Origin of the sequence: Micromonospora sp. NPDC051006 (assembly GCF_044456245.1) — a bacterium.
GTDB lineage: Bacteria > Actinomycetota > Actinomycetes > Mycobacteriales > Micromonosporaceae > Micromonospora.
This window is the reverse complement of record NZ_JBITFP010000012.1, coordinates 12742-27138: the sequence shown is the minus strand read 5'-3', so window position 1 is coordinate 27138 and position 14397 is coordinate 12742. Positions and strand designations below refer to the sequence as shown.

At 72.8% G+C, this 14397-nt stretch carries 15 protein-coding genes; 10 read left to right on the top strand and 5 right to left on the bottom strand.

From position 1 onward, the window contains the following. Window positions 1-11: 11 nt before the first annotated feature. From ACIBBA_RS19300 to ACIBBA_RS19290, 3 genes are all read left to right on the top strand, one after another. A complete protein-coding gene (locus tag ACIBBA_RS19300; RefSeq protein WP_396698927.1) occupies window positions 12-875 on the top strand; it encodes a hypothetical protein in 864 nt (287 codons plus the stop codon). A 200-nt stretch (window positions 876-1075) separates the two neighbouring features. Beyond that, window positions 1076-2218, top strand: coding sequence for a geranylgeranyl reductase family protein (locus ACIBBA_RS19295; RefSeq protein WP_396698925.1), 1143 nt, complete (start codon window positions 1076-1078; stop codon window positions 2216-2218). A gap of 31 nt (window positions 2219-2249) precedes the next feature. Continuing rightward, entirely contained in the window at window positions 2250-3020 is a 771-nt protein-coding gene (locus ACIBBA_RS19290) for an isoprenyl transferase (protein ID WP_350867324.1), read from the top strand. 27 nt (window positions 3021-3047) lie between these two features. Here ACIBBA_RS19290 and otsB read toward each other — a convergent pair whose 3' ends face one another. The 3 genes from otsB to ACIBBA_RS19275 form a co-directional block, all read right to left on the bottom strand. Then, window positions 3048-3872, bottom strand: coding sequence for a trehalose-phosphatase (otsB, locus tag ACIBBA_RS19285; RefSeq protein WP_396698923.1), 825 nt, complete (start codon window positions 3870-3872; stop codon window positions 3048-3050). Window positions 3873-3942: 70 nt separating this feature from the next. Then, on the bottom strand, window positions 3943-4296 hold the full coding sequence (locus ACIBBA_RS19280; RefSeq protein ID WP_350867320.1) for a hypothetical protein: 354 nt from the start codon (window positions 4294-4296) through the stop codon (window positions 3943-3945). Window positions 4297-4458: 162 nt separating this feature from the next. Further along, window positions 4459-4902: an XRE family transcriptional regulator gene (locus ACIBBA_RS19275; RefSeq protein WP_350867318.1), complete on the bottom strand. Its 444-nt coding sequence runs from the start codon at window positions 4900-4902 to the stop codon at window positions 4459-4461. 264 nt (window positions 4903-5166) lie between these two features. On the opposite strand from ACIBBA_RS19275, the gene ACIBBA_RS19270 reads away from it, so the two are divergent. From ACIBBA_RS19270 to ACIBBA_RS19240, 7 genes are all read left to right on the top strand, one after another. After that, entirely contained in the window at window positions 5167-5511 is a 345-nt protein-coding gene (locus ACIBBA_RS19270) for a hypothetical protein (protein WP_350867316.1), read from the top strand. A gap of 31 nt (window positions 5512-5542) precedes the next feature. Continuing rightward, entirely contained in the window at window positions 5543-5878 is a 336-nt protein-coding gene (locus ACIBBA_RS19265) for a hypothetical protein (protein ID WP_350867314.1), read from the top strand. A 433-nt stretch (window positions 5879-6311) separates the two neighbouring features. After that, the gene (locus tag ACIBBA_RS19260) at window positions 6312-7727 is read left to right on the top strand and encodes a PhoH family protein (protein ID WP_396698920.1); all 1416 of its coding nucleotides are present in this window, start codon (window positions 6312-6314) and stop codon (window positions 7725-7727) included. Between the two features lie 273 nt (window positions 7728-8000). Further along, window positions 8001-8681, top strand: a complete 681-nt coding sequence (locus tag ACIBBA_RS19255) for a lytic transglycosylase domain-containing protein (RefSeq protein ID WP_396698918.1) — start codon at window positions 8001-8003, stop codon at window positions 8679-8681. Window positions 8682-8792: 111 nt separating this feature from the next. Continuing rightward, window positions 8793-9446 (top strand): rhomboid family intramembrane serine protease, encoded by a 654-nt coding sequence (locus ACIBBA_RS19250; protein WP_396698916.1) that lies wholly within the window; start codon window positions 8793-8795, stop codon window positions 9444-9446. Between the two features lie 136 nt (window positions 9447-9582). Next, window positions 9583-10551 (top strand): NAD(P)/FAD-dependent oxidoreductase, encoded by a 969-nt coding sequence (locus tag ACIBBA_RS19245; protein ID WP_396698914.1) that lies wholly within the window; start codon window positions 9583-9585, stop codon window positions 10549-10551. A gap of 67 nt (window positions 10552-10618) precedes the next feature. Continuing rightward, window positions 10619-12217 (top strand): hypothetical protein, encoded by a 1599-nt coding sequence (locus tag ACIBBA_RS19240; RefSeq protein WP_396698912.1) that lies wholly within the window; start codon window positions 10619-10621, stop codon window positions 12215-12217. A 74-nt stretch (window positions 12218-12291) separates the two neighbouring features. Here the strand turns inward: ACIBBA_RS19240 and ACIBBA_RS19235 are convergent, their stop codons facing one another. Both ACIBBA_RS19235 and glpX read right to left on the bottom strand, forming a co-directional pair. After that, window positions 12292-13230, bottom strand: coding sequence for a DMT family transporter (locus ACIBBA_RS19235; protein WP_396699160.1), 939 nt, complete (start codon window positions 13228-13230; stop codon window positions 12292-12294). Window positions 13231-13256: 26 nt separating this feature from the next. Further along, the gene (glpX, locus tag ACIBBA_RS19230; RefSeq protein ID WP_350867303.1) at window positions 13257-14288 is read right to left on the bottom strand and encodes a class II fructose-bisphosphatase; all 1032 of its coding nucleotides are present in this window, start codon (window positions 14286-14288) and stop codon (window positions 13257-13259) included. Between the last annotated feature and the right edge of the window lie 109 nt (window positions 14289-14397).

Below are 14397 nucleotides of genomic sequence, written 5' to 3'. Positions count from 1 at the left end.
CATCGGATCCCATGAGGACGGCCGCCGAGACCGAGGTCCGGCGGCCGTCCGCCGTCCGGGCGCTGAGCTCGCTGCTCGCGGTCACGGCGGCGGCGACCGTCGTGGTCGAGCTGCTCAACTGGTGGTACGCCCCGGAGCAGGGCTTCGGCCTCGCGGTCCGGACCGGCTGGGCGATGCTGCGCTCGCTCGGATTCCTGGTGCTGATCGGGCATGTCCGTCGCGGTAGGACGGTGGCCCGGCCGTTCGGGCTGATCCTCGCCGTGACCACGGTCTTCGCCGTCGGCCGGCTGATCGTGCCCCGACAGGGGGTGCCGCCGCTGCCCGGGGTGCTCGGCTTCGCGCTGCTCGCCGGGCTGTGCGGGGCGGTGGTCTGGCTGCTGTACCGCTCGCCGGCCCTCGCCGGGCACCTGGTCCGGCACCGCCCACGGCTGGTCATCGACCGGTCCGGCTTCTCGTGGCGGGAGGTGCCACCGAGTCACCCGGAGGCCAGCGGCTGGCTGCTCACCAGCCGGGTGGCGGCGTTCACCTACAGCCCGCTCATGCTGGTACCCGCGCTGATCGCCGGCGGCGCGGTGCTGGACGGGCGGTTGGTCGCGGTGCCCGCCGTGGTGATCTGGTTCGGCGCCGGGGTGGTCACCAGCTACGCGGTGCTGCTGTGCGCCGCCTTCCTCATGCGTGGCCGGCGCTGGGCCCGGGGTCTGCTGGTCGTCGTCACGGCGGTGGTGCTCGCCGTCGACCTGCCGCTCTGTCGGTGGCTTCTCGGCGTGGACGGCCTGGTCCGCGACGGCGGCCCACTGGTGGCCGCCGCCGCCGTCACCCTGTACGGCCTCTATCGCGCCACCCGCGCCGACCAGGCCACCCCCGTTCCCGGCTGACCGCCCCGCCTCCCTCACCCGGTTGATCATTAAGTTCGCGGCGCTCCGGGAGATCGGAACCGCCGCAATCCTCATGATCACGGCGTGAACGGGGGGCTGGCCGGTGCGGTATCGGCGATCGTGAGCGGAGAGCGGGCAGGATGAGGCGACGGGGCCAGCCGACCCGGTGCGCCGGGTGACCGCCGAAGGAGGGCGACGCGATGAGCGACGAATTCGACGTGGTGGTGGTCGGGGCCGGTCCGGCGGGGTCGGCCGCCGCGTTGGCGGCCCGGCGGGGCGGTGCCCGGGTGCTGTTGTTGGACCGGGCCGACTTCCCCCGGGACAAGGCGTGCGGGGACGGCATCGCCGCGCACGCGCTGGACGTCCTCGACGAGCTGGGGGTGCGGGACGCGGTGGCCGGGTACCCCCCGCTGCCGGCGCTGCGGCTGGTCGGCCCGGGCGGCGACACCGTCGCCCGGACGCTGCCCCGGCCGGCGTACACGGTGCCCCGGGAGGTCTTCGACGCCCGGCTGGTGGCCGCGGCGGTGGCCGCCGGCGCGGAGCTGCGCCGGCACGCCGTCCGCCGGGTCGAGCAGTGCGACGACCGGGTGGTGCTCGACGGGGAGCTGACCGCGCGGGTGGTGGTCGGCGCGGACGGCGCCGGGTCGGTGGTCCGGCGGGCGCTCGGGCATCCCGTGAACCCGGACCGCCACCTGGCGCTGGCCATGCGGGGATACGCGCCCGCCCGGCCCGGGCCGCCGGAGCAGCTCATCGTCACCGCGGACGCCCGCTGGCCCGCGTACGCCTGGTCCTTCCCGATCGGCGACGGGCGGGCGAACATCGGGTACGGGGAGGTGCTGCGGGGCGAGCCGCTGACTCGGGAGCACCTGCTCGACCGGCTCGCCGCGCTGCTGCCCGGGACGGACCCGGCCACCGTCGACGGGTTGCGCGCCCACCACCTGCCGCTGTCGACGCACCGGCCGGCGCCCGGCCGAGGGCGGGTGCTGCTGGCCGGTGACGCGCTGTCACTGATCAATCCGTTCACCGGCGAAGGGATCTTCTACGCCCTGCTCTCCGGAGCGCTGGCCGGCGCCGCGGCGGCCGGGTCGCCGGGGCGCGCCGCCGCGCGGTACACCGGCAGCCTGCGCCGCCGGCTCGGAGCGCACCTGCGGCACAGCTCGATGGCGGCCTGGCTGGCCCGGCACCGCCGGGTGGTCGACGCCGCGATCCGGGCGGCCCGGCGGGACGACCGGGTCTACCGCAGCGTCGTGGAGCTGGGACTCGGCGACGGACGGCTGGACGCGCGCACTCTCGGCATGATCGGCATCGGTCTCGCGCGGCGGGATCAGCCTCCGAGGCGGTGATCCCACCAGCAGGTCGCTACGCTGCTAGGTGATGTCTCTGCGGAACCTTATCTACTCCGTGTACGAGCGCCGCCTGACGGCGAAGCTCGTGGGCAAGCCGGTGCCCCGACACGTCGGCGTGATGTGCGACGGCAACCGGCGGTGGGCCAAGGAGATGGGCTACGTCGACCCGAACGACGGGCACCGGGTCGGCGCCGCCAAGATCAAGCATGTGCTGGGCTGGTGCGACCAGGCCGGTATCGCGCACGTCACTCTCTACCTGCTGGCCACCGACAACCTGCGCCGGCCGGCCAGCGAGCTCGACCCGCTGCTCCAGATCATCGAGGACCTGGTGGTGGAGCTGGCCGAGGAGGGCAACCCCTGGCGGCTGCGGATGGTCGGCGCGCTCGACCTGCTGCCCGCGCAGACCGCGGCCGCGCTGAAAGCGGCCGAGGAGCGCACCCGCGACCGCAGCGGCGGGGCCGAGGTGAACATCGCGGTCGGCTACGGTGGCCGGCGGGAGATCACCGACGCGGTCCGCTCCCTGCTGCTGGAGCACGCGGCCGCCGGCGGCACCATCGAGGAGCTGGCCGAGGTGCTGGACGTCGAGCACATCGCCGAGCACCTCTACACCCGTGGCCAGCCCGACCCCGACCTGGTCATCCGGACCAGCGGCGAGCAGCGTCTCTCCGGCTTCATGCTCTGGCAGTCGGCGCACTCCGAGTTCTACTTCTGCGAACTCAACTGGCCCGACTTCCGGCACATCGACTTCCTCCGGGCGCTGCGCTCGTACGCCAACCGTCAACGCCGCTACGGCACCTGAGGCGGGCCCGAGGCAGGGGGCCGGCTCTCAGGTGAGGTGGTGGGTGGCCTCGGTGAGGAAGTCGCCGAGGGCGACGGGGGAGTCGATGGTGAGGTCGGCCGCGGTGGCCACCTCCTGACCGGTCTCCGGGTTGGCCACCGCCACGCAGACGGCGAAGAAGTCCGGGTCGGCGGCGGCCCGCGCGCGGAGCGCGGCGAACGCCTTGATGTCGGAGACGTCGTCGCCGAAGTACCAGGCGGCGCCGGCGTCCCGGATCACCTCGCCGATCACCATGCCCTTGTCCCGGTCGACCGGGGGCTTGAGCTCGAGCACCATGCGACCCGCCTGCACCCGCAGCCCCAGGCGGTCGGCCTGAGCCCGGCCCCACTCCTGCACCGCGTCACCGAGCTGCGGCGCGGTGCGCCAGTGCAGCGCCACGGAGAGCCGCTTGAACTCGACGAGGGTGCCCGCGGGAAGTTCGCGGCGGGCCAGGTCGGCGAGCTCGCCCATGGTCGGCACCCAGGGCAGCGCGGCCGGCTCGGTCACGGTCTCGCCGCCCGAGTGGCTGTGCTCCAGGCCGTAGAGGCCGTAGAGATCGACCCCGGCGAGACCGCCGAGGTGCTCGCGGAGGAACTCCACCGGACGGGCCGAGACGATCGCGACCCGCCGCACCAACGGCGCGAGCGCTTCGATCGCAGCCACCACCTTGGGGGCGGGCTGCACGGCGGTCGGGTCGTCGTCGACCGGCGCGAGGGTGCCGTCGAAGTCGAAGAAGAGCACGGTTCCGGCCGCCCGATCGGCGGTCGTCTGCCAGGCCTCATCGGCGTTCAACGGGGTCCTCGGCTGCTGGTTGCCCAGATTCAACGGCGGCACGCGCGTCAGCGTACCCCGCTTCCGGCGGCGCATTCGTGGCCGAGACGACCCCTTGGCGAGGGCGCGGAAATCAGCGTTCGGCGGCTCCCCGTCCACGGCGTCCGAAGGGCACCACCGCCGCCTCCTGGCCGTGGCTGAGCAGGTAGCCCTCCACGAAGCCGGTGTTGCGGTCGCCGGTGTGCGACTCGATCTCGTTCAGCCGTGCCACCAGGAACTCGGTGAGCGCGCTGACCCGGTCGTTCAGCCGTTCGTGCAGCTCGGCCAGCACGGCCAGGATGACCGCGGTGCCGGCGATGGTGAGCGCGAAGAGGTTCACGAGCAGCGGAAGCTGCCCGCCGTCGACCGCGAGGGTCACCGCGTTTCCGGTGACGCACAGCGTCAGCGACACCGTGGCCACCACAACTGCCAACCATTTCAGGGTCATGGACAGACCCCTCCTTCTGTCCCGCAGGGCTGGGTTCGGCCTTGTCCCGTCCCCCCGCCGACGACGAGCCCAAGCAGTACGAATAGGGACGCTAGCGTGCCCGTTCCTGCCCCGGAGCGAAACGAATGAGTCTGACCTGCCGTTCTTTCGCCATCTGAGGAACTACCCGGCTTGTTTCCCTCGCTTTCGGACATCGACCGGGAGAGTTGGGCGATAAGCGAGGTAGCGAATGGTTTCGCGGATGTGGAACTTCTCCGCGTCCGAGACGTTCGGGTCGACCAGCCGGCGCAGCAGCGCCTCCACGTCCGGGTCCATCGGCGGCGCCGGCTGACCGCCCCGTGGGGCGGCGGCGGTGCGGTCCCAGCCGAGAGCGGCGAACGCGGCGGCCGGGTTGAGGCCGAGGCCCTCGCAGAAGGCCACCACCCGTTCGGCCTCCGGGTCGCTGGCCCAGTCGCCGCGAACCCACCGGTTGATGGTCTGCCGGGAAACGCCGGTGCGTCGAGAGACCTCGGTGCCGCTCCACGCCCGGGTGGCCCGCGCCTCGTCGAGCGCGCGTCGGACGAACGTGGCGAAGGCGATCTTTCGTGCGTTGGCCGTCTCGGTCACCTCGTGACGGTACGGCCAGTCGGCCCGGGACGGGGTCCCCGGCACGCTGCTGTCACGCGAACGTGACGCCAGTTTCGGATTTCCGGTAAACGATCCACGGCCGCTTCTGAGGGGTGCCACCTGGGTAGAATAGATCACCGTAGGTGTCAGGGTAAACGGACGAAAAGCTGATACTGTCACGCCCATGGGACAACCTACGGTGTGTCACGTGCCTGAGACGATTGGTGCTCACATGCGTCACGCCCCCGGTGCGAGGGGGGTGTGGTGACCGAACTCGCGACCCGCGCCCAGGCCTTCAGCCTGATCGCCCAGGGGGTCGAGGCCGGCCTGAGCGCCCCCTGGCGCCTCTACCTCGCCCGGGGCTGCCGGTACCTCTCGCTGAGCGTGGGTGACCGGGCCGAGTGGAACGCCTGGCGCACCCACCTCAACTGCCCGGAACTGAGCGTCCGGGTTTACGACGCCGGCGGGGAGATCCGCCGGTCGTCGGTGGCCGAGGTGGTCCTGGACGGCTGCCGGATCAGCGTCGAGTTGGTCGAGGAGGTCAGCACCGACGACCTGGACCGGCTGCTGGTCGCCGATCCCACCTCGGTCGAGCCGGAGGAGCGATGACCAGGTATCCGCGGCACACCGGAGCCGCCCGATGAGCCCGTTCCTCGCGATCTTCCTGGTGCTGGTGCTCGGTGCGACCAGCTACGCCGCCGGCCGGCTGCACGGGCAGCTCAGCTACCGCATCGGCTACCGGTTCGGCTACCGGCAGGGCTACTTCGACGGCGACCGCGGCGCCTGGAACCGGCGTCGCCGGGACGCGCAGGCCGCCATCGCGTCGGCGCTGTCCGCGACGCCGCCGAGCACGATCCGGGTGGGCGGGACGGTTGTCCGCCCCGGCACCACCTACACCGGCTCGTCGTTCACGGCGCCGGCCGCCCCGGTCACCGGGCGGCACCCGACCGGCACCCTGGTCCGACGGACCGGTTGAGGCGGCCGGTGGGGCAACCCCGGGCGGGGCGCCCCACCGCCGCCGACCAGACGCGGTGCGTCGTCCGCGGCGGACACGCACCGTCGGGGCCACGTCAGACCGGTGACGGTGGCCCCACCGGCCGGGATGCGCGCAGGGGGCATGCATCCCGGCCGGCTCCGCCGCCCGTGGCTCGGCAGCCGGCGTGCCCGATCGCGCCGGCTGCCGCTGGCCGTCCGGCCGTTCACCGGGCGGTCTCCGAAGATCCACGATCGCCCTCTAGCCGGGATGCCCCGACGCGGCTAGCGTCTAGGCATGGCACGGGGTTCTCCCGGGCCAACCGGCCGCCCGGACCTGCGACCTCGCGCACGGGGCCCCGCATCCGACCCCGTGTCCCCGGGCACCGGAGGAGGCGGAACACGGGTGGCGGGTGCCCATCCGTCGGAGCAGGCCTGTGACGACTCGCCGTAACACCGCCGGTGCCGACCAGACCCCGGCCGCGACTGCCACGACCCGCCGCGCAAGCCGGAGCCGCCGTACCGCGGCCGCCGCGCCGGCCGACCCGAAGGAGCCGCGACCAGCAGGCCAGGTCTTCGTCCTGGACACCTCGGTACTGCTCTCCGATCCTGCCGCGTTCCACCGCTTCGCCGAGCACGAGGTGGTGCTGCCGCTGGTGGTGATCTCCGAGTTGGAGGGCAAGCGGCACCATCCCGAGCTCGGCTGGTTCGCCCGTCAGTCGCTGCGCATGCTGGACGAGTTGCGGGTACGCCACGGCCGGCTGGACCGGCCGGTGCCGGCCAACGACGCCGGTGGCACGCTGCGGGTCGAGCTGAACCACAGCGACGACGGCGTGCTGCCGCCCGGCTTCCGTACCGAGTCGAACGACGCCCGGATCCTCTCGGTGGCGCTCAACCTGGCCACCGAGGGCAGGGCGGTGACCCTGGTCAGCAAGGACATGCCGCTGCGGGTCAAGGCCGCCTCGGTCGGCCTGCGGGCCGACGAGTACCGGCACGGCCAGGCCGGCGACCCGACCTGGACCGGGATGTCCGAGCTGGAGCTCAGCGAGGAGCAGATCGGCCGGCTCTACGCCGGTGAGGTGCTCGACCTGGACGAGGCGGCCGGGCTGACCTGCCACACCGGCCTGGTGCTGCACTCGGGGCGGGGGTCGGCGCTCGGTCGGGTGCTCCCGGACAAGACCGTGCGGTTGGTCCGCGGCGACCGGGAGGCGTTCGGCGTGCACGGGCGCTCCGCCGAGCAGCGGATCGCACTGGACCTGCTGCTGGACGAGTCGATCGGCATCGTGTCGCTCGGTGGGCGGGCCGGCACCGGAAAGTCTGCCCTGGCGCTCTGCGCCGGCCTGGAGGCGGTGATGGAGCGGCGCCGGCACAAGAAGGTGGTCGTCTTCCGCCCGCTCTACGCCGTCGGCGGCCAGGAGTTGGGCTACCTGCCCGGTTCCGAGTCGGAGAAGATGTCGCCCTGGGCGCAGGCCGTCTTCGACACCCTCGGCTCCGTGGTGCACGAGAACGTGTTGGAAGAGGTCACCTCCCGCGGCCTGCTCGAGGTGCTGCCGCTGACCCACATTCGGGGGCGGAGCCTGCACGACGCGTTCGTGATCGTGGACGAGGCGCAGTCGCTGGAGCGGGGAGTGCTGCTCACCGTGCTGTCCCGGATCGGGCAGGGCTCCCGGGTCGTGCTCACCCACGACGTCGCCCAGCGGGACAATCTCCGGGTCGGTCGGCACGACGGGGTGACCGCGGTGATCGAGGCGTTGAAGGGCCATCCGCTGTTCGCTCACGTCACCCTCAGCCGTTCGGAGCGGTCTCCGATCGCCGCGATGGTGACGGATCTACTGGAGGACACCCCCGGTTGATGACCGTTATGTAGCTATTCGTCCGCATATTTTTTGTGGTGCAAGTCACAAAGGCGTCTCTTGGTTTCCCATCAGCCTCACTGTGCGCGATGGTGTCCCACGAGCGCCCGCGCCCCGGAAAGATCGTCGAGAATCGTTCGCCCCACTGGAACGAGATCGGCGGACGCCGGTACGTCGGCGTTGACCGGCGACGGTCGGGGCGCTCACGGCGCGGGATCGGCCTCGACGGTCCGGGACCGCGCCGTGTCCTTGCCCCCGACGAAGGGAAACTTCGTGAGTCGGCTGTGGAGCCGGTTGGGTGCCCGTACGGCCGCCGTCGCACTGCTCTCCGTGGGCGTTGCCGGCGGCTTCTATCTGGGCGAAGACCGGGAGACCCAGCAACAGGGCCTCACCGCGCAGGTCGGCGCGGAGGTCGACCAGGCGGAGTACGACTATCAGCGTGAGCGGCAGGCCGCCCACCAGATGCAGTCCGCCAAGCAGCGCGCCGCCGAGTACCAGGCCAAGCTGCGCGCCGCCGAGGCCGCCAAGGAGGCCGCCGAGCGGGCCCGCAAGGCCGAGCAGGCCGCCGCGTCCCGCAAGCGCGACCGGGAGGCGGCCCAGAAGGCGGCCGCCAAGCCGTACACCGGACCGATCCCGGCCTCCTGCGCGGAGTTCAGCGGCAACCGGAAGATCGGCTGCGCGGAGATGATCAAGGCGGGCTTCGGCATCGCGGAGTTCCCCTGCCTGGACCGGCTCTGGACCAAGGAGAGCGGCTGGAACCACAAGGCCCGCAACTCCTCCTCCGGGGCGTACGGCATTCCGCAGGCGCTGCCGGGCAGCAAGATGGGCTCGGTCGCCGACGACTGGCAGACCAACCCGGCGACTCAGATCAAGTGGGGCCTGGGCTACATCGAGGGCCGCTACGGCACGCCCTGCAAGGCCTGGGCGCACTCGCAGGACGTGGGCTGGTACTGATCCGGATGTGAGATCGGCGGGGCGGATGGATCATCGTCCGCCCCGCCGTCCTCGTCCGGGCGGCCGGGACGCGAGTGGCGGTCGGCCCCGTTTGCTGATAGCAGTTGGAGGGTGACCCTGCTCCCCGGAAGTGGCGACCCCCACCGGTTCGGCACCGAGGCGTTCTACGCCGCCCTCGGTCGGGCCTTCGTCGCGATGTGCGCGGTGGTGCCGTTCCTCTTCCTCATCGAAGCCCTCGACCAGGGTCTCGCCTTCAGTCTCGACACCACGGCCGGGATCATCCCGCAGCGCATCGACGGCCTCGACGGGGTCTTCTTCTCGCCGTTCCTGCACCACGGCTTCGACCACCTCTACAGCAACAGCATCCCGCTGATCCTGCTCGGCACCTTCGTGCTCGCCGCGGGCGCCCGCCGGTTCCTCTGGTCCACCCTGGTGATCATCCTGGTCAGCGGGCTCGGCGTCTGGTTCACCGGCTCGCCCAACTCGGTGGTGGTCGGGGCGAGCGGGGTCATCTTCGGCTACCTGGGGATCCTGCTCACCCGCGGCATCGTCGAGCGCAGCTGGTGGAACTTCGCGGTCTTCCTGCTGGTCGGCCTGCTCTACGGCTGGCAGTTGGTCGGCATCCTCCCCACCGACGAGCGGATCTCCTGGCAGGGGCACCTGTTCGGGCTCCTCGGCGGGGTCGTCGCCGCGATCCTGTTCCGCCGGCGTCGCACCGACCGGGGTGGCCCCTACCACTCCGAGTCCTCGCTCACCCTGCCCTGAGCCGGGCCGGTCCGCCACCCCGTTCGGATCGACGACCCGGCCGCGCCGGAACGGGACGTGCTTGCCCGGGCGGCGTCGCCGCCCTACCGTCGGCATCAGCACGCGTTGATCCGCGAGCGGGAAGCGACGGTACGCCATGCGCGAGGTCGATGTCGCCGTGATCGGGGCCGGTCCGGCCGGTCTCTTCGCCGCGTACTACGCCGGGTTCCGGGGGCTCTCGGTGGCGGTGATCGACGCCCTGCCCGAGCCGGGCGGCCAGGTCACCGCGATGTACCCGGAGAAGCTGATCCTCGACGTCGCCGGGTTTCCGTCGATCAAGGGCCGTGACCTGGTGGCCAACCTGGTCGCCCAGGCGGCGCCGTTCGACCCGAATTACCTGCTCGGCACCCGGGCCGAGAAGCTCTCCTACGCCGACGGGCGGCCGGTGCTCGGCCTCGCCGGCGGCGAGCAGCTCAGCTGCGGCGCGGTGATCGTCACCGGTGGGCTGGGCAGCTTCACCCCGCGCCCGCTGCCGGTCGCCGAACACTTCGTCGGCGCGGGAATCGTCTACTTCGTACCGCAGCCGGCCGAGCTGGCCGGCCGGGACGTGCTGATCGTCGGCGGCGGCGACTCGGCCTTCGACTGGGCACTCACCCTGCACCCGCTGGCCCGCTCGGTGACGCTGGTGCACCGGCGGGAGAAGTTCCGGGCGCACGCCGCGACCGTCGCGAGGGTGCTGGCCCTGCCGATCCGGGTGGTGGTCAACGCCGAGCTGACCCGGCTGCACGGCGACGGCGCCGTCACCGGTGCCGAGATCACCGTCCGGGGCGGCGCGGCCGAGACCCTGCCGGTCGACACGGTCGTCGCGGCTCTCGGCTTCACCGCCGACCTCGGGCCACTCGCCGAGTGGGGGCTGCGACTGGACCGCCGGCACATCGTGGTGGACAGCGCCATGGCCACCAACCTGCCGCGGATCTTCGCGGCAGGTGACATCACCGAGTACCCGGGCAAGGTCCGGCTGATCGCCACCGGCTTCGGCGAGGCGGCGACGGCGGTGAACAACGCGGCCGTGGTGATCGACCCGAGCGCGCACCTCTTCCCGGGCCACTCCTCCGACGGCAGCTGACGGGACCGGTACCGGAAGCTGTTCCTGGCGTGGCCGGATCGAGATCCGGCGCTGCGACCGTGAGCCGATGACCGACCTGTCCCCGCCCCGCGATAGCGCGCCGGTGGCCCTGGCCTGGCTGGGGCACCCGTTCTCCGTGGCCGCCCTGGTCCTGCTCGTGGTCAACGACCAGCTGCTCAAGGCGGCCTTCCCGGGGCTGGTGACCGGCAAGCTCAGCGACGTCGCCGGCCTGGTGATCGCGCCGCCACTGGTCGCCGTCCTGCTGACCCTCGTGGCGCCCCGGCTGCCGGTCCGCGCCGCCGTCGGGGTCGGGCTCGGTCTGGTCGGCGTCGGCTTCGCGGTGGTGAAATCGAGCGGGTACGCCGCCGCCGGCGCCTCGGCGATCTGGAGCGTGGTCAGCGGGCCCTCGCTGGTCCGGGCGGACCGCACCGATCTGCTCACCCTGCCCGCGCTGCTCGTGGCTGCCTGGAGTTGGTCCCGAGCCCGGCGTGAGCCGGTAGGCCGTCGCTCGGCGCGGCTCGTCCGGCTGCTGGTGCTGCTCCCCGCGGCGATGTTCGCAGTCGCCGCGACGAGCCCGGTGCACTACCCCGACGCGGTCCAGGCGACGGTCGCCGACGGGCGGTTGGTCGCCGGCTTCGGGACCGGTTACGACAGCTACGCCTCCTTCGCCAACACCTGGCGGCTGAGCGCGGACGGCGGAACGACCTGGCGGGACCCGACCGGGACCGAGGAGGAGGCGCTGAGAAGCCGGATCCTGCCGGCGGCCGAGCCGGTCCGGCAGGGCTGCTCGGCCGCGGTGCCGGCGCGGTGCTACCGCCTGGCGTCGGGACGGATCCGGGTGGAGCAGAGTGACGACGCGGGCCGGACCTGGCGCCTGGCCTGGGAGGTGACCAAGGCGCAGCGGGCCGTGCTGATCCAGCAGTACCAACAGCCCGGCCGGGGTGGCGAACGGGTCGCCGGGCAGGAGTTGACCGTGCAGGACACCGACGACGGCCGGCACGTGGTGCTGGTCGCCAACGGCCGGGACGGCTTCGCCCTGCGCCGAGCGGATGGTGTCTGGGAGCGGGTCGGCTTCGCCGGAGCCGTGGTGCGCAACCATCCGTTCGAGGGACGGCCACCGACGCTCGGCGGGAGCACCCCGGCTGACCGGGGCACGGATCCGCTCCGGGCGGTGCTCCTCGGGCTCGCGCTGATCGCGACGGTGCTCACGGTCTCCGGCGCCCGGGCCGGGCGTCGCGCCGGCATCGGCTCGTGGCTGCCGGGCACCCTGGTCGGGCTCGGAATCCCGGCCGTGGCGCTACTGGTCGCGGTCTGGCTCGACAACTCCATTCTGGCCACGGTGGAGTTGGTCGCGTTCCTGCCGTTGCTGGTCGGCGTGCCGCTGCTGGCCCTGATTCCGGCCTGGGCTCGCGGCGCCCCCGCCCAGTGGACGGTGGAGGTCTTCCTGGCCGCCGCGCTCGCCGCCGCACTGGCCGTCCTGCCGCTGGGCGGCTGGCTCTACGGCCGGCCCGCGTACACCTGGGCGGCGGTGCTGCTGGCCCTGCTGGCCAGCGTGCCGGGGTTGCTCCTGGGGTGGCGCGCGGCCCGGCTGGTCGGACGGCCCACCGCTACCGCCGCGACCACCGATCCGCCATCTCCGCCGCTGTCGATCATGTCGACCGGCTGACCGGCCGCGGGTCAGGGTAGGCCGATCAGGTCGGCCATCAGCGCGGTCTGACCGCTCCGGCCTCGGGCGCTCGCTCAGCTCGGCCGGGCGGGCGCCAACGCGGCGACGAGCACGGCGACCAGGGTCAGGGCGGCGCCGAGCAGGGTGGTGATGCTGGGGTGTGAGGCCTCCGTCGGGAGGGCCAGGTCCAGCAGGACGGCGCCGACGATCTGACCGGCGATGGTGGCCAACCCGAGCAGCAGGACGCCGGTGAAGCGCACGATGGCGGCGGCGAGCGCGATGAACACGATGCCGATCGGGCCGCCCAGGTAGAGCCAGGGCTCGGTCGGCAGGCTCCCGGCCGGCCAGCCGCGTACCGCGATGTCGATGGCGAACGCGACCAGCAGCGCGACCGTACCGACGGCGAAGTTGATCAGGGTGGCGGTCAACGCGCTGTCCGCGGCGGCCCGGACCCGTCCGTTGACCGCCTGCTGCCAGGCGATGCCGATCCCGGCCAGCAGCGGCAGCACCGCCAGCACCAGGGCACCCGGGTCGCCGAGCCGGTCGCTGACCGCCAACAGCACCGCGACCACGGTGAGTGCGGCGCCGGTGAGGCGCTGGGCGGTGACCGCCTGCCGGCCGGTCGGGCCGATGCCGGCCCGGTCCACCGCCAGGCTGCTGCCGGACTGGCCGGCGACCACCGCGACGGTGAACACCGCCACGCCGAGCGTGCCGATGGTGAGCCCCTGGGTGGCCACCAGGAACGCGCCGCACACGCCGCCCAGGCACTGCCAGGGTCGCAGGGCGCCGGCGGCGAGTGCCCGGCGGACGGCGACCAGGCCGCGCCGGCCCGTCGGGGTGGCGGGGACCAGCACCAGCAGCACCAGCAGACCCACGCCGAAGGAGACCACCGCGGCGGCGAAGCCGTCGGCCAGGCGTACGCCGAGTTCGCCGTTGATCCGGGACTGCCCGGCCACGGCGAGGCCGGAGACGGTCGCCAGGCCCACCCCGACGATCCGCTGGGTCGCCGGCAGGGTGGACCGTTCGGTTGTGCCCGCGCTCACTCCTGTTCGGCCAGGGGCCGGCCGTCGAAGTCGACGGCCGAGTAGAGCGCCAGCTTCTCCAGCCGGTGGTACGAGTCGATCACCCGGATCGTGCCGCTCTTGGAGCGCATCACGATCGACTGGGTGTACGCGCCACCGGCCCGGTAGCGCACCCCGCGCAGCAGGTCGCCCGAGGTCACGCCGGTCGCCACGAAGAAGCAGTTGTCCCCGGTGACCAGGTCGTCGGTGGTGAGCACCCGGTCCAGGTCGTGCCCGGCGGCCAGCGCCTTCTCCCGCTCCTCGTCGTCCTTGGGCCAGAGCTTCGCCTGCATCACCCCGCCCATGCACTTGAGGGCGCAGGCCGAGGTGATCCCCTCCGGGGTGCCGCCGATGCCCATCAGCACGTCGACGTCCGACTCGCCCCGGGCCGCCGCGATGGCGCCCGCGATGTCGCCGTCGGAGATGAACCGGATGCCGGCGCCGGCCCGCCGGATCTGGCTGACCAGGTCCTTGTGCCGGGGCCGGTCGAGGACGCAGACCGTCACCTCGGAGATGTCGGTGCCCTTGACCTTGGCGATCCGGCGTAGGTTGTCGGCCACGCCGGCGTTGATGTCCACCACGTCGGCGTAGACCGGGCCGACGGCGAGCTTCTCCATGTAGAAGACCGCGCTGGGGTCGAACATCGCGCCCCGCTCGGCGACCGCCAGCACCGCGAGGGCGTTCGGCATGCCCTTGCTCATCAGGGTGGTGCCGTCGATCGGGTCGACCGCGACGTCCACCTCCGGACCGGTCCCGTCACCGACCTCCTCACCGTTGAAGAGCATCGGTGCGTTGTCCTTCTCGCCCTCGCCGATCACCACGACGCCCCGCATCGGGATCGAGTTGATCAGTTTGCGCATGGCGTCGACGGCGGCCCCGTCGCCGCCCTCCTTGTCGCCACGGCCGACCCACCGGCCGGCGGCCATCGCCGCTGCCTCTGTGACGCGGACCAGGTCGAGGGCAAGGTTGCGGTCCAGATTCTGCGGGATCCGGGTCCTGGTGTTCGTCATGACGGCTCCTCCTCGCGACGGTGCGGGGTGGACCGGCGGTACGGGGGTCCGCTGCCGCCGGCTTTGTCGCTGATCCTCACACGATGGCGGATCGGGTGCCGGGCCGGGG

What these genes read in the sequence shown, in the direction of transcription:
- ACIBBA_RS19300 (WP_396698927.1), top strand. Translation starts at nt 12, where the DNA reads ATGAGGACGGCCGCCGAGACCGAGGTCCGGCGGCCGTCCGCCGTCCGG.
- ACIBBA_RS19295 (WP_396698925.1), top strand. Translation starts at nt 1,076, where the DNA reads ATGAGCGACGAATTCGACGTGGTGGTGGTCGGGGCCGGTCCGGCGGGG.
- ACIBBA_RS19290 (WP_350867324.1), top strand. Translation starts at nt 2,250, where the DNA reads ATGTCTCTGCGGAACCTTATCTACTCCGTGTACGAGCGCCGCCTGACG.
- ACIBBA_RS19280 (WP_350867320.1), bottom strand. Translation starts at nt 4,296, where the DNA reads ATGACCCTGAAATGGTTGGCAGTTGTGGTGGCCACGGTGTCGCTGACG.
- ACIBBA_RS19265 (WP_350867314.1), top strand. Translation starts at nt 5,543, where the DNA reads ATGAGCCCGTTCCTCGCGATCTTCCTGGTGCTGGTGCTCGGTGCGACC.
- ACIBBA_RS19245 (WP_396698914.1), top strand. Translation starts at nt 9,583, where the DNA reads ATGCGCGAGGTCGATGTCGCCGTGATCGGGGCCGGTCCGGCCGGTCTC.
- ACIBBA_RS19240 (WP_396698912.1), top strand. Translation starts at nt 10,619, where the DNA reads ATGACCGACCTGTCCCCGCCCCGCGATAGCGCGCCGGTGGCCCTGGCC.
- glpX (WP_350867303.1), bottom strand. Translation starts at nt 14,288, where the DNA reads ATGACGAACACCAGGACCCGGATCCCGCAGAATCTGGACCGCAACCTT.